Genomic DNA, 17,544 nt, shown 5'->3' with positions numbered 1-17,544 from the left:
TTAACACTTAAATATACATTATGCTTTGACTTAGGTCAAATAATTAAGTAAAGATTTATAAACGCCTTTAATGTGGTGTTTTATGAAGGTTTATTGAAAAAAAATAATATTTAAAATAATTTAATGTTTAACTAAAAAATCTCTTAATTTTGATAAATCCGAGTTTCATTCCACTATATCTCATTACTTTTGCAAGGCTTTTCCACTCTTTTTTTTCATAACATGGATTTGGACATTTTCTACATTTTGGTTTAATTTCGTGGGGACAGTTTTGTAGTCTTTCTATACTATAGTTTATTAAAGTATGACACTCTTCGCAAAGGTTTAAATCAATTGGAAGACTCTCTTGTTTATAGGAGATATTTTTATTAAAAACCAATTGATTTTTGTGTTTATGTTTACAATATAACTCCATAAAATTTTTTAGAGTTTTAAGTTCATTTTTAAATTTTTCTATTTCCATGTTTATCTTTAGTTTTTTCAATTATAACAGATTGAGATTTTTTTTATTTGATTAGAATCAATAATTATTTTAGATTTTTTATATATAATACAGGATGGTTAATACAAAAGAAGCAATAAAATCTATTAGTCTTTTTTCACATTTGTCCGATGAAGAGTTAGAGCTAATTGTCTCAATGTCTGATATATCTTCATATAATTCAGATACTATTCTTTATTATGAAACTGAAACTACTGATAGATTATTATTTTTAATTGATGGTCTTTTAAAAGTTTATAAAATTGATAAATATGATAATGAAATCTTTTTATATTATGTCTATCCAAACTCAATGATTTCAGAACTATCAAATCTTAATGACAACCAAATTAATTGTTTTTCGAATAGTGAGTTTTTAAGAGATAGTCTACTTCTCTCTATAGATTTTAAAAGGTTTAAACAAGAGTTTTTGATGCAAAATGAGATGGTCTCTAAATTTATTAATGAACTTATTCATAAAAATCAACAACTACAGTGTATTGTTAATAGAGAGTTAGTATTTGATGCTACCTCAAAAGTTGCATTTATGTTAACCAATGATTTAATTATGTTTAATCAATTAAAAAGAAATGAAGTGGCGTTATTACTTCACATTCAACCAGAAACCTTATCAAGAGTATTAAAAAGATTAGTTAGAAATGAGACAATAACTATAGATAAGGGAAATGTTGAGATATTAAAGCCTGATGAATTAAAAAGTATCTATTTAGGAATATAAGATGAAGAGAATAGGTGTTGGACAAAAGATTAAAATACTTGGAGCGTTACTGTTAAGCTCAATTTTTTGTGTTATTGTTATTACCATATATTTAAACCAAAAAAATATAAAAGATGCAACTATTGTAAATATTGCAGGTAAACAAAGAATGCTTACCCAAAGAATTACAAAAAATGTATTCTATTTATATCAAGTAAGATCTAACAATTTTACTGAAATTGATAATGCAATTGATGAGTTTAAATTTGGACTTAACACTTTAAGAAATGGAAATAGTTTATTAAAGATTTCAGAAGCTCCAACTGAAAAAATTGCAGAGCAAATTTCAAAGGTTACTGTTCTTTGGAATACTTTTGAAAAAAATGTTAATCAGTTTAAACATGCATTATTGAAAAATGATATTGAAGAATTAAACTCAATTATAAGTTATGTGTATCAGACAAATAATAAACTTCTTGAAGAGGTTGATGAAATTGTAACACTTTATACAGATTATATTGAGCAAAAAACAGCTTTTATTAAAAACTTTCAATATTTGGCCTTTTCATTTATGTTTATTTTTGCTTTATATTCATTAATTCAGTTAAAACAAATTGAGGCAAATGCTAAAGAGTTTATTGATAAATATAAAGAGATAGGTTCACACGATATTACAGAACTTGAGCCAATTCATGTTGAGACAGAAAAAGAGTTTGTTGAAATGGCAGATAATTTAAACTGCTTTATAAATAAAGTGAACTCTGCAATGGGTTACTCTCAAACGGCATTAGAACAATCAAGAATGGCATCAGAGAAATTGCAAGATTTAGCCGATGAGTTTGAAGATATAATAGTCGAATTGGGTGATAAAAATGACATAATAAAGGGAATTGACAGGAGTGAAGATATAGCAATAGAATCTTCTGAAAATCTATTAAGAACTACAAACAAATTAAATGATTTAAAAAAACAGCTTGATTTATTACTTAAAAGTTGTGAAAAACAAGAGGTCTAAATAAATTTTATTTTTTAGCCTCTAACTCCTCTTTTATATTCAATTTATGGCACATTTTTATACCATATAAATAGATTATCCAAGAGATATAAATCCAGAAAAATGAGAAGAGTAAAATAGCCAAAGAGCCGTAAATAGTTGTGTATGTTTTGTTGTAAACAACATAATATACAAAAAGGTTTTTTGTAATTGATAATACAATTAGAGTAAACAGTGATGAAATTGCAGCTGCTTTTATTGTAATTGGTCTATTTACACTTAATTTAAAAAGCCCAAAAAATATCATCCAAGCAAAGATAAAAGTTACAAACCAGTTGAAAAATGAGTTATCATAAAATGATAAAGCAATATTTAGAGCTGCTAACATAAGTGGAAGTGTAACTAAGAAAACAAGATAAAAGAAAAATGACTGAAAAAGTGGTTTTCTTTTTGCTTTATGGATTTTATTAACAATATACTCATAATCTTTGAAAAACATAATAAAAACAAAAAGCATATATAAAATACCTATTATTCCAAGTTTGTTTGAGTTTGAGATATAGTTTTTAAAAGCTTGAACAAACTCCTTTGAGTGTGTTGGATTTAAAATATCAAAAGTGTAGTTAACAAAAATATCTAAATAACCTTGAACAATCTCTAAACTTGAGATAATATAGATTAAAAGTGCAAAAATTGGAAGTATTGAGAAGATTGTAAAGAAACTAAGACTAGCGGCATAATATGTTGTGTCGTCATTAAAAAAGGAGTCTAATAGTTTTAAAAGACTCCTAAGTGGATTTTTTACAAAATCTGAATCTCTCATTTAAGATTCTTTTACAACCCCATCTTAAATGGGTTTAAAATATTGTTTGGATCAAAAGCTTTTTTGATACTTCTAAATAGTTCAAGTTCTGCTTCACTAAAGGCAATATTCATAAATGGAGCTTTTGAAAGTCCAATGCCATGTTCTCCTGAAAGTGTTCCACCCATTGAGACCACAAGTTTGAAAATCTCTTCAATTGCTTTGTGTCCATCTTCCATCTCTTTAGGATTTTCTTTGTCTTTAACCATTACATTTACATGTATGTTCCCATCTCCAGCATGTCCAAAACAAGGAACGTTAAAACCATATTTTTCACCAATTTTGTATATTTCATCTAAAGCTTCTGGAAGTTTTGATCTTGGAACAGAGATATCTTCATTTAGCTTTTTTGTACCATAAATTGCTGTTGCTGGACTTGCATTTTTTCTAGCAAACCAGAGAGATTTTGCATGGTTTTCATCTTTTGCAACTATAAAATCAATAGAACCATAGTTTGCAAAAGCCTCTTTTAAAGTCTCTATTTGTGAATCAATCTCCGCTTGAGAAGAACCATCCACATCACCAACTAAGATTCCTCCTGCATTTTCAGGTAGTTCAACTTGTGGAAATTTTTGTTTTAATGCTTTTATTACAAGAGTATCCAAAAACTCCATTGCAACAGGATTTGCACCACTTGCAAGAGATTTAAAAACAGCATTCATAGCTTTATTTACACCAGGGAAAACTCCCATATAAGTTTGTTTGAATTTTGGTTTTGGGATTAGTTTTAGTGTAATTTCAGTAATAATAGCTAGTGTTCCTTCACTTGCAATTAAAATACCAGCAGTATTGTATCCTGCCACATCTTTTATAGTTTTTTTACCACAAGTTATAATTTCACCATTTGGTAAAACCGCTCTTAATGCCATTACATAATCTTTTGTAATTCCATATTTTGCAGCTCTCATTCCACCTGCATTTTCAGAGACATTCCCTCCCAAAGTAGAGTACTCTTCACTAGCTGGATCTGGAGGATAAAATAGTCCCACCTCTTCAACAGCTTTTTGAAATTGCATATTAATAAGCCCTGGTTGAACTACACCCACAAGGTTTTGCATATCAATCTCTAAGAGTTTATTCATATGTCTTTCAAGGGAAAGAATAATCCCTCCATTTGCAGGAAGAGCTCCGCCAGTAAAACCGCTACCAGCTCCCCTTGGTACTATAATGATTTTATGTTCATTACAATATTTTACAATCTTTGATACATCTTGTTCATCCCTTGGAAAAACAACTGCATCTGGTTCAAATCTCTCTTTTGTAGCATCATAGCAATAAGCAATTTTATGTGCTTTATCACTCTTTACATTATCTTCTCCAACTACAGAGATAAAGTAACCTAAATGTGCTTCATCAATCATTTTTTTATACCTAACATTGTTTCATAGTAATTGTTGTAAACTTCACCTTTTACAGTAAGTTCCCCAGCTGCAATCTCATTTTCAAGTAATCTTTCATCTTCACTTCTAGTATCATCACCAAAAATTTTATTTAGGAAACCAAACCAGCTTTTATAATCAAGCATAGATGTGAAGATATTTTTTTCAATTTTCTCAACTCTTGTATAAAATGGCATTCTTTTGTTTTCAATATAGTTATAAGAGATGGTATCTTTATCTAAAATTGCAAAAGTTTTTGAGTCTACTACATATATTGTACTATCTATAATAAAGAAAATTGTTCCCAAGTTTTGAGAGATTGCGTACTCTTGAATAACCTCTTTAGGAGGAGTTGGAATACCTTCAGATTTTAGTTTAGCTGCAAAAAGGTCTGAGTGTAAGAAGTTGTTATCTTTATATTTCTCTCTTGTTGCACTAAAGGCATCTTGTGAAGGAGCAATAATCAATGAAGAGTCGTACATATAGTTCATTATGATTACATCACCAGTTACTGGTTTTCTGTTTGAGGTAGGAATTGCATTTTGTTTTAAATCTGTAAATGGGAAAAACTTTAATGTTGAAGCAGTTTCATTACTTGAAGTTACATAAGCATTTGAAACAATAAGTGTTTTGTTATCTTCATAGTAGTGTTGAACAATACCACTTTGACCAACTCTTAAATTACCAACATTAATTGTTGCAGTTTCATCTGTAACATTTAAAATTTTGATTGCAAAAGGTCTATAATCTAACTTTTTGTATTCATTTTTTAGTATAGTAGCATTATCAATTTCTACAACTCTTTTATCTGTTAGAGTATAGATATAGTTTAATCCATCTTTACCTTTTTCTATTTTAATATCTTTTAGAAACCATCCATTTTTAAGCATATCTCTATATGATAATTCACCTTTACACTCTCCACCTTCAAGTTTTTCAACTTCAATTGTTGCAGGAGAATTCCAATCTTTTTTATAACAAATAGTTGTCTTTGCAAATGCTTGTGAAAGCAATGCCGTCGTAAATAGTACTAATGTGCTTTTAAATAGTAGTTTCATTATTTTCCTTGTAGTTGTGATAATTTTTCTTTAACTTCATTTGTGTGTAAAACTTCAATTTTTTCACCTTTTACACTTTTTGTTTTTCTAACATTTACTTTATTCCAAATTGCAGCTATTTTGCCGTCAGGATTTATAATAAAGGTTGTTCTTACAACACCCATTGATTCTCTGCCCATAAATTTTTTAAGTTGCCAAACACCATAATCTTCACACATCTTTCTGCTTGTATCAGAAAGAAGTGTTATGCTAAGATTATATTTCTCTATAAATTTTCTGTGTTTTGCTGTATCATCGGGACTTACTCCTAAAATAATTGCATCTAAACCATCAAACTCTGGTTCAGCAGTTGTAAAGTCACAAGCTTCATTTGTGCAACCAGGAGTTAAATCTTTTGGATAAAAATATAATACAATCCATTTCCCAAGCAGATCCCTAGAGCAAATCTCTATGTCATCTTGGTTTAGTGCGCAAAAGCTTGGTGCTGTTTGTCCAACTTCCAACATATAATTTCCTTTTTATTAGTCCCTATAAAAAGGGACCTTTTAATTTTTTCTTCTTTTTAGTTTAGGAATAAATTCCTAATAAAAGAAGCAAAACCTAAAGAGCCTCAGAAAAGGCTTTATTTTTTAATTGCTATAAATGTAGCAAAGTTTACCCACTTGAATATAGTTTCGCAGTGGGAAAATCCTGCTTCTAAAATCATCTTTTTATTCTCTTCTTCTGTATAAGGAATTAGAACATTCTCTAAAGCTTCTCTTTTCTGTGCTATTTCAAACTCACTATATCCTTGAGTTTTTTTAAACTCATAATACTCGTCAATTGACTGTTTCCCAAGTATCTTATCTTGTGAGATTACTTTTTCACTAAAGATGAAGACTCCATCTTTTTGTAGGCTATTATAGATTTTTTTTACTAATTTTTCTCTTTGAAGAGGTCTTATAAACTGTAAAGTATAGTTTGAAATAATAAGTTTTGCTTCCTCGTAAGAGATATTATGTAAATCTTCATTAATAAGTTCTATGGCTACTCCAAAAGCATTTGCCTTTTTTTGAGCTCTTGCTAACATTGCTTCAGAGTTATCAATCCCAATTAATTGAAGAGGGAAAGATGAATGTTTTGCAAGTTCTATTAATGTAGAAGCTGTAGAACATCCCAAATCGTAAACTTTGTCATTTTCATTTAAGAACTTTAATCCAAAGTTTATTGTAAGCCTTTGCATCTCCTTATAGAAAGGGACTGAACGATTTAGCATATCATCAAATACTGATGCAACCTCTTCATCAAATTCAAACTGTTTGTTAATTGCTTTTTCAAATACTTTATCTGTCATAGGGGATATTTTAACTAAATGAAGTTTAATAATTAGTTATCAATTGAACTCTTTGATTGAAAAAACTCTTTAGCCTCTTTTATATCCATTTCAATCTGTTTTTTTAACTCTTCAAAAGAATCAAATTTTCTGTTTCCTCTTAGTTTATCCAAAAATTTTATTTGTACAAGTGAAAATCTATTTGTTATATTTTTATCTAAAATATGAGTTTCAACAGCAAAACTCCCATCTGTACTTACCCTATGTCCTAAAAAGGTAACAGAAGGTAGCTCCTCTTCGTTGATTATTGTTTTTGTAATATAAACACCCTCTGTTGGGAGTATAAAATTCTCTACATTTAGATTTATAGTTGGAACAAAGTTTTTAGAACCTAAGCCTTGACCTTTTATTTGAGTTCCAAATATTTTATACTCTTTCCCTAAAAGTTTGTTAGCCATTTTTATATTGCCATCATTTATATAGTCTCTAATAACCCTTGAATGTACAGCAATACCGTCAATTTTTACTTCATCAATAACTACAACTTCTCCGTCAAATAACTCTTTTAATTCATTTATGCAGTTTTTTCTATTTTTACCAAAACAGAAATCAAAACCAACAACTATCTTTTTAAGATTTGGATACTCCTCTTTTAAAAGAGCAATAAACTCTTTACCATCAAGGTGTTTGATATTTTGTAAAATATAGTAGTATATTGGATATTTAGAGTACTCTTGTCTATATGTTCTTGGCGTCAAATTTGCATAATCTGACTCAATTGATACAATTCCCCCGTTAGTTCCAAGATTTTTAAATAACTCTTGATGGGCAATATGCATTCCATCAAAACCACCCAATGCAATTGCAGTAATATTTTTTTTATTTATTAAAATAGAAGAGCTCTTCTTCATTCCCATCTTTTCCTTCTAGTTTACTTGGCAAACTACTAATTAAACTCCATCCTAAGAGTTTTGTTTCCCCAATAAATCTTTCTTTGGCTTTAAATATAGCCTCTTTATCTTTTACAACACCTTTTTTGTCTCTTTTAACATTTGTACCCACTTCAAATTGGGGTTTAAACAAAATAATAATTTTATCTTTTGCCAAGTTATTAATATCTTTTAAAATATTTAAAATTGAGATAAAAGAGACATCACAAGTTACCACTTCAAAACTTTTATCTGTTTTAAAAGTTCTAATATCTTGATTCTCAAAAAAAGTTATTCTTTTATCATCTTTAATTCTTTCATGTAATTGGTTTGAACCAACGTCTACACAAGTTACACTTTTAACACTATTTTCTAAAAGTATTTGGGTAAAACCTCCGGTGCTACTACCAATATCTAAAGCCTCACAGTTTTGTAGTTCTATTTTTATCTCTTCTAAAAAATATTTTAATTTGTAAGCTGCACGGCTTACATAAAACTCCTCTTCAAGAAGCTCAATTTTTGAAGTTTCATCTATATCAAAAGAGGGTTTAGTAATAACTTTTCCATCAACTTTGACTTTATTTGCTTTTATAAATTCATGCGCTTTATTTCTGCTTTGAATATCAAAATGGTTTGTAAGATAAAGGTCTAATCTCATGGTGGAATTATAGTAAAAAAAAGCTCTAAATCAGATTATTTGAGTAAAATTTAAAAATGTATTTTGTAAAAGATGAATATACCCAAACTTTCGAAGAGAAAAAATCAAAATTTATAGCCTATTTAACCCCTTATGAGAAGTTTAACGAACTAATGCAAAGGTTAAGGCAAGAGCATCCTAAAGCTAGGCATTTTGTATATGCCTATAGATATCTAAATGAGTTTGATCAAGTGGTTGAAAACTCAAGTGATGATGGAGAGCCAAAGGGTACTAGTGGAAAACCTTGCTTAAATGTATTAGCTGGCCATGAGATAATAAATAGTGCAGTAATAACTGTGCGATATTTTGGTGGAGTTAAACTAGGAACAGGTGGATTAGTAAGAGCCTATAGTGATGCGGTTAATAAAGTAATTTCAAGCGCAAATTTAATTAAATATGAAAAACTAGAGAGACTAATTTTAACTTTTGCATACTCTCAACTATCAAAGGTTGAGTATTTGATAAATGGCTTAAATATTATTGTTTCAAATAAAGATTTTCAAAATAGTGTTGTTTTAACACTTCAAACTACAAAAGAACAAAAAGAGAGTTTATTAAATGAGCTTCCAAGAGATATAGAGATAAAAATATAAGCCTTTATATAATATAATTTTTTACATTATTAAAAAAGGTTTAAAAATGAAACATTTACTCTTTTTTCTTCTTTTTGTCACTTTCTCTTTTTGCAATGATTATATAGATGTAAATATCAAAGGTTTAACAATAAATGAACTTATTATAATTACATCAAAAGTAATTGGCAAAAATATACTTACAACACAAAAAATTGATGCTTCTGTTAATTTTGTATCTAATAAACCAATAAAGAAGAGTGAACTTTTAGATATTTTGAAAATAAGTTTAAAATCAAATGGATATGAACTTATAAAGGAAAATGATATTTTAAAAGTAGTAAAAAATGAAAATACTAGAGTAAAAAAGATTGATAAAATTCAAAATAGAATAACTAAAAATTCAAACAGAGTTAAGGAGTTAATCTTTCTTTCAAATGTGGAAGCAAAAAATCTGCAAACAGTTTTAGAAAATATAGTTTTGAAAAAAGAGGATAAAGAGGCTTGTAAAATTGCAATTGATGAGGAGTTAAATGTTGTTATTTTAAGTGGAAAAGAGGATGAGGTTAAAGAGTTAAAAGAGTTAGTTAAAAAGATGGATAAGCAAAGGGAACAAATCTATGTAAAGGCAAAGATTGTTGAACTTGATGACAATATGGTTGAAGAGATAGGTTTACAATATGGAATTTTGGGAGGAAAGAGTTATTCAGGAGGAATATATACTTTTTCAAACAGTCTAAATTCAGGAGATGCAATAGCTATAAATACACAAGCAATTGGATTAGAAATACCAAATGTAACTTCAACAATAGCTTTAGGAGCAACACTGAACCTTTTAAACAGAACTTATGCTTTGGATATTATCTCTGAACCCTCTTTATTATGTATAAACAATAAGGAGAGCCAAATCTATGTGGGAGAGACAATCTCTTTACAAACAGGAACAACAGTTACAGATGGTGGAAATCAAACAATAACCTATGAAAGAGAGGATATTGGACTTACTTTAAAAGTAAAACCAAGAGTCTTTAAAGAGAAAAAAGTAGTTCTTAAAATTGATACTTTAGTTGAGAGTATAAAAAATAGAGTCTCAATTAATGCAAATCCAGATACTACTAAAAAGCAGATAATAACTGAAGCTATTTTAAACAATGGTGAGAGTGTTATAATTGGTGGTTTAACTGAAAAACGAAATGAAAAGAGCGTTGAAAAAGTTCCTTTACTTGGTGAAGTACCTTTGATTGGAGAGCTTTTTAAAAATAGAGCAACAACGTTAAATAGTAAAAATTTAATAATCATAATTACTCCATATATAATCCCTTCAAATAAAGATTTAACTTATGTAAGAGAAGAGTTGGCAAAACTTAAAAGTTTGGAAGATAAATTTTTAGAAGAGTCCTTAAAGAGATTAAAAGATAAACAAAAAAAAGAGAATAGAGTAGAAGATAGTTCAACTAAACAAAAATATAGTAAAGAGGTAAAAGAGTATTTTGGAATTTAAAAGTTATCAACTTTTTTAATAAGCTTATCTAATAAAGGAAGATCTTTTATTGTTTTTTCAAGATTTGATGATTTGATAATTTTACTACAATCATTACAAAGAATAACAATATTTTCAAGGTTAAATCCTCCACCATCTCTCATCTGTTTTGCAAAAAGGGCATTTGCATCAGGAAGTGAAATTTGAGTTCCACATCTATTGCATTTACCATTATCTCTTTTCCAAGCTACACTTTTTCTTTGTGCCCAATCAGGAGGAAGTTTATTATCTTTTTGAAGTATTGAGTTTTGCTCATAACCACTCCAATGCATATCTTTTGATGTATCTTTTTGTGTATGAAGTTCATATTCAAAATATGCAAACTGTCTAGCTAGTTCTTCAACAATCATTAGTTCTCTTAGTTTAACATCTTTTTCATTTTGATGTTTATTTAAAACAGAAAAATCAAATTGGATTTTTGGGTAGTTTTGTTGAAGATAAACTTTTACATCTTTGATAAAAGTTTCTGTATTACCACTTCTAGAAAATTTTTTGTAAATCTCTTTTCTATAGATATAAAGTGGAATTAGAGTCAATATTACAAGTAGACTTGCTATTATAAAATCGACATCTAATACCATAATAAATCTTTAGATTATTTCTGGATCAATAACATGCTTCTTAAGTTGAGGTTTTACAGCTTCATGTTCACCAGAAACAAGTTTTTGAAGTTCATTTTTATGTATTACAGGAAGAATTATCTCTCTTCCAGATACTTTTTGCATTGCTTTTCTATTTGAATCAAATAGATAAAAAAGATTTTCACAATCTACAACTAATAGATCTGCACTATTATCAAAAGCATCTAACATTACCGTTGAAGCCAATTTTATAGAAAAATCAGAGTTTACATGAAAAGTTTGTAGAGCTAAATCTGTGTGCATAGATGGAGTATCTATGATTTTTGCATTTAGACTCTCTAAAAGTTGAAGTGTTTGAACATCTTTTTCAAGTCCAGAAAAGTATGCAAGATTAAAATCTTCAAAGTTGTGTTTAATTTTATAATCATCTTCAAAAGTTCCAAAATCTATACTATTTTTTTTGTCTAAAAATAGATTTTGTTCTTTTATAGGTTTTATTAGTTTAAGCTTTTCTCTAATTGTTTCTATTTTATTCTCTACTTCATTATCAAAATTGAAAACTCTATTTTTTAGGTTTGTATGAAATTGTGCTCCACACTCATACTCTTTTAGTGCTTCTAAAATATCTTTCTCTTTAGAGTTATCTTTTTGGATTAAATCATATGCTAAAAGTAGTATTGCGTCACCAATATAATCATACTCATAGTTGATTGTATTTGATGCATAGAAATATATTTTATACTCATTATATTTTTTGATATCCTCTTCATCAATAAACTCTGCTAACACTTTTAATCTCTCTTGAAAATCTGCATCATTTATGCAAAGATCAGTATGAGCTCTTCTAATTGAGATTGGTTCAATAGTTAAATCTGTACCAAAATCTTCTACTAAATCTGAGATTGTAGTTGCTGTTGTAGTATAATATCCATTTACTACCAATAAAAAGTGGTCAGTATTTCTATACTCAAAAGGAGCTTCATCATTAATCGTATTTAAAATCTCTTGCAGAGTCTTTTCATTTTTTATTTTGATGAAGTTTTTTGTATAGTATGGTAAATAATCTGACTTATAATCAAATCTAAAAAGTGATATTTCTAATTTCATATTTAATAACCTTTAAGCTTATGTCGGGCTTATTTTATAAAATTTATTCTTAATTTATAAAATAGTCTACTCTTTATATCTTGCCACATTGGCACCAATTTTATTTAATTTCCCTTCTAAATCTTCATACCCTCTATCTAAATGATAAATTCTATGAATAGAAGTTTCACCTTTTGCAACAAGTGCAGATAAAACTAATGCCGATGAAGCTCTTAAATCTGTAGCCATTACATCTGTACCATTTAGTTGACCTTTTGTTCCATTTATTGTTGCAATATTTCCATTTAGATGTATGTCTGCTCCAAGTCTTAGAAGCTCACTTACATGCATAAATCTATTTTCAAATAGTCTTTCATCTATTGTACTTGTTCCATTTGCTTGAGTTGCAAGTGCCATAAACTGTGCTTGCATATCAGTTGGAAATCCTGGATATTCACTTGTAATTATATTTACAGGTTTTATCTCTTCTGTTGGCATAACTGTAACAGAGTTTTCATCTTGTATTATCTCAAAACTCATCTCTTCAAGTTTTGCAATTACAGCTTCTAAATGCACAGGTAAAACTTTACAAATTTTTAGTTTTGAGTTTGTAATAGCAGCAGCACACATATATGTTCCCGCTTCAATTCTATCTGGAATAACATCAAAATCTTTCATATGCAAAAGTTCTTTGTTTGAGCCATGAATTACAAGTGTAGATGTTCCAATTCCCTCTATTTTTACTCCAGAGTTATTAATTACTTCACATAATTGTTGAACTTCTGGTTCTTTTGCTGCATTGATAATTGTAGTAACACCTTGTGCTAATGCAGCAGCCATTACAGTATTCTCAGTTCCCCCAACAGTAACTTTGTCGAATACAATTTTTGTTCCTTTGAGACCATTTGGAGCTGTTGCTTCTATATATCCATGATTTATATTTATTTGTGCTCCCATTGCTTCAAGGGCTTTAAGGTGCAAATCTACGGGTCTTTGACCAATAGCACACCCTCCTGGAAGTGAAACTTCACAATGACCAAATCTTGCTAAAATTGGACCCAAAACTAAAATTGAAGCTCTCATTGTCTTTACAATATCGTAAGTTGCAGTAGTATTATTCAATTTTGAAGTATCAATTTTGATACAGTCTTCACATTTTGTAAATTTTCCACCAAGTTTATCAAGAAGTTTTAAAAGAGTATTTATATCAACAACATCTGGTAAATTACAGATTGAAACTTCATTTTTTGCTAAAATTGTAGCAGCTATTAGAGGTAGTGCAGCATTTTTTGCACCTGAGATTGTAACCTCACCATTTAATTTTTGTCCACCAGTAATCTTTAAATATTCCATTTTTTTCCTAAAAGGGTATTCCCAAAAATCTATAAAAAATTGCGTCATTTTATCCTAATGTAGCTAAAAATATTAATTTTGTAATTTAGCTAATTTAATAATCATCATTTAACAAGAAACTAAATAAAATTCAATCTTTGATTTAAGGAAAATTAATGACTGAAAATGTATCTTTAGGTATAAAATATATGCTTTTTGCCTCTTTTATGTTTGCTTGTATGGGAGCTTTTGCAAAAGAGCTAAGTGACTCTATGAGTTCACTTGAAGTAGTTTTTTTTAGAAATGTATTTGGTGTTATTTTAATATTAATCTCTATTTATAGATCTCCCCTAAAACAAATTGGTGGAAAACCTTTACTTCTTATTTTTAGAGGAACAGTAGGATTTTTGTCTCTTCTTTTTTTCTTTTATAATATTGCAAATATTCCTTTGGGTGAAGCTATGACTTTTTCTAAAACTTCAACAATCTTTAGTGCTATTTTTGCTTATATTTTCGTAAAAGAGAAGTTAGGCTTTAAAGGTTGGCTTGGAGTTTTTATAGGTTTTATTGGAATACTTTTTATTACAAAATTTGATGGAAGCTCTTTGGATAAAACTGATTGGTTGGGAATTTTAAGTGGTGTTGGAGCAGGGCTTGCTTATACTTCAATTAGAGAACTTAGAAAATATTATGATGGAAGAACAATTGTACTTTCATTTATGGGAATTGGAACACTTGGACCTCTTATATTAATGTTTGTTTCTGAATTTTATACGGTTGCAAACTATGATTATATTTTTGCAACATTTGTTATGCCACAAAGTGGTGATTGGCTCTATATTATTCTTTTAGGTATTGTTTCAACCTATGCGCAAGTTTATATGACAAAGGCTTATTCTGTTGCAAAGGCAGGAATAATAGGTACAATATCTTATGCTAATATTGCCTTTTCTATTTTTATTGGGATTTTATTAGGGGATAGTTTTCCAGATATTTGGATACTATTTGGAATAGGATTGATTGTTATTAGTGGAATTTTTGTATCAAGTAAAAAAGAGTAAACAAAACTTGTTATAATCATCTATTTGATAAAATTTAAATTAACTTGAGAAGGAGAAGTGATGAATTTAGATAAAGTAATTTCAGGTTTTTTTATAATCTTAGCCATGACACTTAATTTTGGATTTTTTTATGGGGATATGACCTCATTGGAACACCATAGTAAGTATGAGTTAATGGCTGCAATTGTTGTAAATATAATTGCAACTACTCTTAAACTTGGAGATAAAACGCAAATGGGTTCAGTTTTACTTGCAACCTCGCTAGTTGCAGATATTCAACTTATAGCTGCTGCTTCTATTTGGACTATTGCTTTTTATGCGTATACAATAAATCAAGAAGTTATTGGAATAATAATTTCATTATCTGGTGGTGCCTTAATAGCAAATTTTGTCTCTGTTGCTCTATATGTTGGAGATACACTAAAATCAAAAAGATAAAAGGCTTTTTGTGAAAAACAACTCTTTATTTATTGTCCTTCAAAGGATGAGAATACCTTTTTTGGTTATAGTTGTAACTTATACAATTGCTATAGTTGGATTACTAATAATTCAAGGGGTAGATGATAAGGGAGAACCTTATCATATGACTATCTTTGATGCTTTCTATTTTATCAGTTATACAGCTTCAACTATAGGTTTTGGTGAGACACCATATACTTTTACTTATCCTCAAAGATTGTGGGTTAGTTTCTCTATTTACATAACTGTTCTTGGTTGGTTTTATGGTATTGGTTCATTAGTTAGTCTTTTTCAAGATAAGCTTTTTTTAAAAGAGATGGAAAAGTCTAAATTTAAAAGACAAGTAAAGGGATTAAAAGATAAATTCATTATTATTTTAGGTTATAATCAAATAAGTAGTGAGATAATAAATAGGGCTTTGGAACAAGGTATTAGAACTGTTGTTATTGAAAAAGATGAGAGTAGGGCAAATGAGCTTATTTTAGAAAATTTTACACCAACAGTTCCAGTTTTAGTTGCCGATGCCTTTACTCCAGTGGCATTAATCGAAGCAGGAATAAAAAAGAGTAACTGCAAAGGTTTAGTCTCTATTTTTGAAGATGATGCTCTAAATCTTAGAATTGCACTTACTTCAAAACTTTTAAACTCTTATGTAAGACTTGCAATAAAATCAACAACAACAAATCACAGTGAAAATTTAAGAGATTTGGATGTTGAGATTATTGCCAATCCTTTTTCTATTATTTCAAATGAGATTGCTTTAGCTATAAATGCTCCAAATATTTTAAAGCTTGAAAAATGGATATATAAAATTGATCATCTAAATACAAATCTTCCATCTTTTCCCAAAGGGAAATATATTGTTTGTGGGTATGGAAGAATGGGACAACATATTTATGAGAACTTAAAATCAAGTAGTATTGAAGCAGAGTTTGTTGAGTTGGATAAATCAAAGGTTACAGGTTTTAATCAAGATAATACTTTTAAGATTAGATGTGGAAATGCTGATGATAAAGATATGTTACTTGATGTGGGAGTTAAAGAGGCAGTTGCAATAATTTCTGCAACGAATGATGATACAACAAATCTCTCTATATTAGCAACAGCTAAAAAGCTTAATCCAAAAATTATGACAATTGCAAGGGAAAACGAGATGGATGATTTTTCAATTTTCAAAAATGCAAAAGTTGACCATATTTTTATGCCTGCAAGAATTTTGATAAATAAAACTACAAATGCTCTAATAAGTCCACTCTCTGATAAATTTATTTCAATGATTTGTAAAAAAGATGACTCTTGGGGAGCAAAACTTTTAAAAGATTTAATTCAAATAATTGATGAGAATCCATTACTTTATGAAATTAAAATTAACAAAAAATCTGCTCCTCAAATTTTTGACGCATTAAAAGAAAACAAAGAGATAGATTTGGGTGTTTTTAATCACTCTTTATATAATAGAGAACAAAAAAATAATATAATACCGCTTTTGATACTAAAAGAAGAGGAAGAGATACTTCTTCCTAATTTTAACACATCTTTAGAAGAGGGTGATGAGATTCTTTTTGCTTGTGATGAAAATGCAAAAGATGAGATAGAGTATATTGCACAAAATTTTTATGAGTTTTATTATGCATACACAGGACAAGAGAGAAAAACAATATTTTTAAGGAATAAAAAATGATTATTTTAACAGGACCTTGTGTTTTAGAAGATAGAGACAAGGTTATGAAAATTGCAGAGATGTTAAAACCTTTAAGTGAAGATAAAAGAGTAGATTTCTATTTTAAAGCCTCTTTTGATAAGGCAAATAGAACAAGTCTTAGCTCTTTTAGAGGACCAGGTTTAGAAGAGGGGTTAAAACTATTTCAAGAGGTAAAAGAGCAGTTTGGTTATAGATTAATAACAGATATTCATGAATCTTATCAAGCTGCACCTGTGGGTGAAGTTGTGGATATTTTACAAATTCCTGCCTTTTTATGTAGACAAACAGACCTTCTAGTTGCAGCTGCAAAAACAAAGTGTAAAGTAAATATAAAAAAAGGGCAGTTTTTAGCTGCAAATAGTATGAAACATCCAGTTGAAAAAGTACTTAAAACAAGAGGTGTTGATGAGGTTAGTTTCCAAGCTTCAAAAGATAACGGAGTTTGGCTTTGTGAAAGAGGAAATACCTTTGGATATGGAGCTTTAGTTGTGGATATGAAAAATCTAATAGCTATGAGAGAGTATGCTCCTGTGATTTTTGATGCAACTCACTCAGCTCAAGTTCCAAGCACTGGTGAGACTACTGGTGGAAATAGTGCAATTGTTCCAAGTTTGGCAAGAGCAGCTGCAGCTGTTGGAGTGGATGGTTTTTTCTTTGAAACTCATTATGATCCTTCTATTGCTTTAAGTGATGGACCAAATATGCTTCAAATAGATGAACTTTATAAAACTGTTAATGAGATTTTTGCTATTAAAGAGGCATTAGGGTATAATTAATGCCT

General features: G+C 29.0%; 19 protein-coding genes. 8 read left to right on the top strand and 11 right to left on the bottom strand.

Going from position 1 to position 17,544, the window contains the following annotated elements; translation table 11 throughout:
- Positions 1 to 127: 127 nt before the first annotated feature.
- Positions 128 to 463: a nitrous oxide-stimulated promoter family protein gene (locus tag AEBR_RS10950; protein WP_129088290.1), complete on the bottom strand. Its 336-nt coding sequence runs from the start codon at positions 461 to 463 to the stop codon at positions 128 to 130.
- A gap of 94 nt (positions 464 to 557) precedes the next feature.
- On the opposite strand from AEBR_RS10950, the gene AEBR_RS10945 reads away from it, so the two are divergent.
- Together AEBR_RS10945 and AEBR_RS10940 are read left to right on the top strand one after the other, a co-directional pair.
- On the top strand, positions 558 to 1,220 hold the full coding sequence (locus tag AEBR_RS10945) for a Crp/Fnr family transcriptional regulator (RefSeq protein WP_128983099.1): 663 nt from the start codon (positions 558 to 560) through the stop codon (positions 1,218 to 1,220).
- Position 1,221: 1 nt separating this feature from the next.
- Positions 1,222 to 2,214: a type IV pili methyl-accepting chemotaxis transducer N-terminal domain-containing protein gene (locus AEBR_RS10940; RefSeq protein ID WP_129088289.1), complete on the top strand. Its 993-nt coding sequence runs from the start codon at positions 1,222 to 1,224 to the stop codon at positions 2,212 to 2,214.
- A 7-nt stretch (positions 2,215 to 2,221) separates the two neighbouring features.
- Here AEBR_RS10940 and AEBR_RS10935 read toward each other — a convergent pair whose 3' ends face one another.
- From AEBR_RS10935 to tlyA, 7 genes are all read right to left on the bottom strand, one after another.
- A complete protein-coding gene (locus AEBR_RS10935; protein ID WP_129088288.1) occupies positions 2,222 to 3,016 on the bottom strand; it encodes a YihY/virulence factor BrkB family protein in 795 nt (264 codons plus the stop codon).
- Positions 3,017 to 3,027: 11 nt separating this feature from the next.
- On the bottom strand, positions 3,028 to 4,416 hold the full coding sequence (locus AEBR_RS10930; RefSeq protein WP_129088287.1) for an FAD-binding oxidoreductase: 1,389 nt from the start codon (positions 4,414 to 4,416) through the stop codon (positions 3,028 to 3,030).
- Complete coding sequence (locus AEBR_RS10925) at positions 4,413 to 5,492, bottom strand: plasminogen-binding N-terminal domain-containing protein (protein ID WP_129088286.1); 1,080 nt, start codon at positions 5,490 to 5,492, stop codon at positions 4,413 to 4,415. The genes AEBR_RS10930 and AEBR_RS10925 overlap by 4 nt, the downstream gene beginning before the upstream one ends.
- Complete coding sequence (locus AEBR_RS10920; protein WP_129088285.1) at positions 5,492 to 5,998, bottom strand: peroxiredoxin; 507 nt, start codon at positions 5,996 to 5,998, stop codon at positions 5,492 to 5,494. The genes AEBR_RS10925 and AEBR_RS10920 overlap by 1 nt, the downstream gene beginning before the upstream one ends.
- A gap of 116 nt (positions 5,999 to 6,114) precedes the next feature.
- Positions 6,115 to 6,825 (bottom strand): carboxy-S-adenosyl-L-methionine synthase CmoA, encoded by a 711-nt coding sequence (gene cmoA / locus AEBR_RS10915; RefSeq protein ID WP_129088284.1) that lies wholly within the window; start codon positions 6,823 to 6,825, stop codon positions 6,115 to 6,117.
- A 32-nt stretch (positions 6,826 to 6,857) separates the two neighbouring features.
- Positions 6,858 to 7,715, bottom strand: coding sequence for a bifunctional riboflavin kinase/FAD synthetase (locus tag AEBR_RS10910; protein WP_129088283.1), 858 nt, complete (start codon positions 7,713 to 7,715; stop codon positions 6,858 to 6,860).
- Positions 7,684 to 8,391, bottom strand: coding sequence for a 23S rRNA (cytidine-2'-O)-methyltransferase TlyA (gene tlyA / locus AEBR_RS10905; RefSeq protein ID WP_129088282.1), 708 nt, complete (start codon positions 8,389 to 8,391; stop codon positions 7,684 to 7,686). The genes AEBR_RS10910 and tlyA overlap by 32 nt, the downstream gene beginning before the upstream one ends.
- Before the next feature lie 56 nt (positions 8,392 to 8,447).
- Here tlyA and AEBR_RS10900 point away from each other — a divergent pair, with 56 nt between their 5' ends.
- Both AEBR_RS10900 and AEBR_RS10895 read left to right on the top strand, forming a co-directional pair.
- Positions 8,448 to 9,023: a YigZ family protein gene (locus tag AEBR_RS10900; RefSeq protein ID WP_129088281.1), complete on the top strand. Its 576-nt coding sequence runs from the start codon at positions 8,448 to 8,450 to the stop codon at positions 9,021 to 9,023.
- Positions 9,024 to 9,069: 46 nt separating this feature from the next.
- Complete coding sequence (locus AEBR_RS10895; protein ID WP_129088280.1) at positions 9,070 to 10,503, top strand: type II secretion system protein GspD; 1,434 nt, start codon at positions 9,070 to 9,072, stop codon at positions 10,501 to 10,503.
- On the opposite strand, the gene AEBR_RS10890 is transcribed toward AEBR_RS10895, so the two are convergent.
- From AEBR_RS10890 to murA, 3 genes are all read right to left on the bottom strand, one after another.
- Positions 10,500 to 11,123, bottom strand: coding sequence for an HNH endonuclease (locus tag AEBR_RS10890; protein ID WP_129088279.1), 624 nt, complete (start codon positions 11,121 to 11,123; stop codon positions 10,500 to 10,502). The two genes, AEBR_RS10895 and AEBR_RS10890, sit on opposite strands and share 4 nt — an antisense overlap.
- 9 nt (positions 11,124 to 11,132) lie before the next feature.
- A complete protein-coding gene (locus AEBR_RS10885; RefSeq protein ID WP_129088278.1) occupies positions 11,133 to 12,230 on the bottom strand; it encodes a DUF5644 domain-containing protein in 1,098 nt (365 codons plus the stop codon).
- 66 nt (positions 12,231 to 12,296) lie between these two features.
- Complete coding sequence (gene murA / locus AEBR_RS10880) at positions 12,297 to 13,562, bottom strand: UDP-N-acetylglucosamine 1-carboxyvinyltransferase (protein ID WP_129088277.1); 1,266 nt, start codon at positions 13,560 to 13,562, stop codon at positions 12,297 to 12,299.
- A gap of 155 nt (positions 13,563 to 13,717) precedes the next feature.
- Between murA and AEBR_RS10875 the strand changes: the two genes are divergently transcribed.
- The 4 genes from AEBR_RS10875 to kdsA are packed head-to-tail and all read left to right on the top strand — an operon-like array spanning position 13,718 to position 17,539.
- Entirely contained in the window at positions 13,718 to 14,602 is an 885-nt protein-coding gene (locus AEBR_RS10875) for a DMT family transporter (protein ID WP_129088276.1), read from the top strand.
- A 60-nt stretch (positions 14,603 to 14,662) separates the two neighbouring features.
- Complete coding sequence (locus AEBR_RS10870) at positions 14,663 to 15,040, top strand: DUF6394 family protein (RefSeq protein WP_129088275.1); 378 nt, start codon at positions 14,663 to 14,665, stop codon at positions 15,038 to 15,040.
- A 10-nt stretch (positions 15,041 to 15,050) separates the two neighbouring features.
- Positions 15,051 to 16,742, top strand: a complete 1,692-nt coding sequence (locus AEBR_RS10865; protein WP_129088274.1) for a potassium channel family protein — start codon at positions 15,051 to 15,053, stop codon at positions 16,740 to 16,742.
- Positions 16,739 to 17,539, top strand: a complete 801-nt coding sequence (gene kdsA / locus AEBR_RS10860; RefSeq protein WP_129088273.1) for a 3-deoxy-8-phosphooctulonate synthase — start codon at positions 16,739 to 16,741, stop codon at positions 17,537 to 17,539. The genes AEBR_RS10865 and kdsA overlap by 4 nt, the downstream gene beginning before the upstream one ends.
- The last annotated feature ends 5 nt before the right edge of the window (positions 17,540 to 17,544 follow it).

The sequence above is a fragment of the Halarcobacter ebronensis genome, assembly GCF_013201825.1.
Taxonomy (GTDB): Bacteria; Campylobacterota; Campylobacteria; order Campylobacterales; family Arcobacteraceae; genus Halarcobacter; species Halarcobacter ebronensis.
The sequence above is the reverse complement of the archived record's forward strand: the minus strand, read 5'-3'. Positions and strand labels throughout refer to the sequence as shown.

What these genes read in the sequence shown, in the direction of transcription:
- AEBR_RS10950 (WP_129088290.1), bottom strand. Translation starts at nt 463, where the DNA reads ATGGAAATAGAAAAATTTAAAAATGAACTTAAAACTCTAAAAAATTTT.
- AEBR_RS10945 (WP_128983099.1), top strand. Translation starts at nt 558, where the DNA reads ATGGTTAATACAAAAGAAGCAATAAAATCTATTAGTCTTTTTTCACAT.
- AEBR_RS10940 (WP_129088289.1), top strand. Translation starts at nt 1,222, where the DNA reads ATGAAGAGAATAGGTGTTGGACAAAAGATTAAAATACTTGGAGCGTTA.
- AEBR_RS10935 (WP_129088288.1), bottom strand. Translation starts at nt 3,016, where the DNA reads ATGAGAGATTCAGATTTTGTAAAAAATCCACTTAGGAGTCTTTTAAAA.
- AEBR_RS10930 (WP_129088287.1), bottom strand. Translation starts at nt 4,416, where the DNA reads ATGATTGATGAAGCACATTTAGGTTACTTTATCTCTGTAGTTGGAGAA.
- AEBR_RS10925 (WP_129088286.1), bottom strand. Translation starts at nt 5,492, where the DNA reads ATGAAACTACTATTTAAAAGCACATTAGTACTATTTACGACGGCATTG.
- AEBR_RS10920 (WP_129088285.1), bottom strand. Translation starts at nt 5,998, where the DNA reads ATGTTGGAAGTTGGACAAACAGCACCAAGCTTTTGCGCACTAAACCAA.
- cmoA (WP_129088284.1), bottom strand. Translation starts at nt 6,825, where the DNA reads ATGACAGATAAAGTATTTGAAAAAGCAATTAACAAACAGTTTGAATTT.
- AEBR_RS10910 (WP_129088283.1), bottom strand. Translation starts at nt 7,715, where the DNA reads ATGAAGAAGAGCTCTTCTATTTTAATAAATAAAAAAAATATTACTGCA.
- tlyA (WP_129088282.1), bottom strand. Translation starts at nt 8,391, where the DNA reads ATGAGATTAGACCTTTATCTTACAAACCATTTTGATATTCAAAGCAGA.
- AEBR_RS10900 (WP_129088281.1), top strand. Translation starts at nt 8,448, where the DNA reads ATGTATTTTGTAAAAGATGAATATACCCAAACTTTCGAAGAGAAAAAA.
- AEBR_RS10895 (WP_129088280.1), top strand. Translation starts at nt 9,070, where the DNA reads ATGAAACATTTACTCTTTTTTCTTCTTTTTGTCACTTTCTCTTTTTGC.
- AEBR_RS10890 (WP_129088279.1), bottom strand. Translation starts at nt 11,123, where the DNA reads ATGGTATTAGATGTCGATTTTATAATAGCAAGTCTACTTGTAATATTG.
- AEBR_RS10885 (WP_129088278.1), bottom strand. Translation starts at nt 12,230, where the DNA reads ATGAAATTAGAAATATCACTTTTTAGATTTGATTATAAGTCAGATTAT.
- murA (WP_129088277.1), bottom strand. Translation starts at nt 13,562, where the DNA reads ATGGAATATTTAAAGATTACTGGTGGACAAAAATTAAATGGTGAGGTT.
- AEBR_RS10875 (WP_129088276.1), top strand. Translation starts at nt 13,718, where the DNA reads ATGACTGAAAATGTATCTTTAGGTATAAAATATATGCTTTTTGCCTCT.
- AEBR_RS10870 (WP_129088275.1), top strand. Translation starts at nt 14,663, where the DNA reads ATGAATTTAGATAAAGTAATTTCAGGTTTTTTTATAATCTTAGCCATG.
- kdsA (WP_129088273.1), top strand. Translation starts at nt 16,739, where the DNA reads ATGATTATTTTAACAGGACCTTGTGTTTTAGAAGATAGAGACAAGGTT.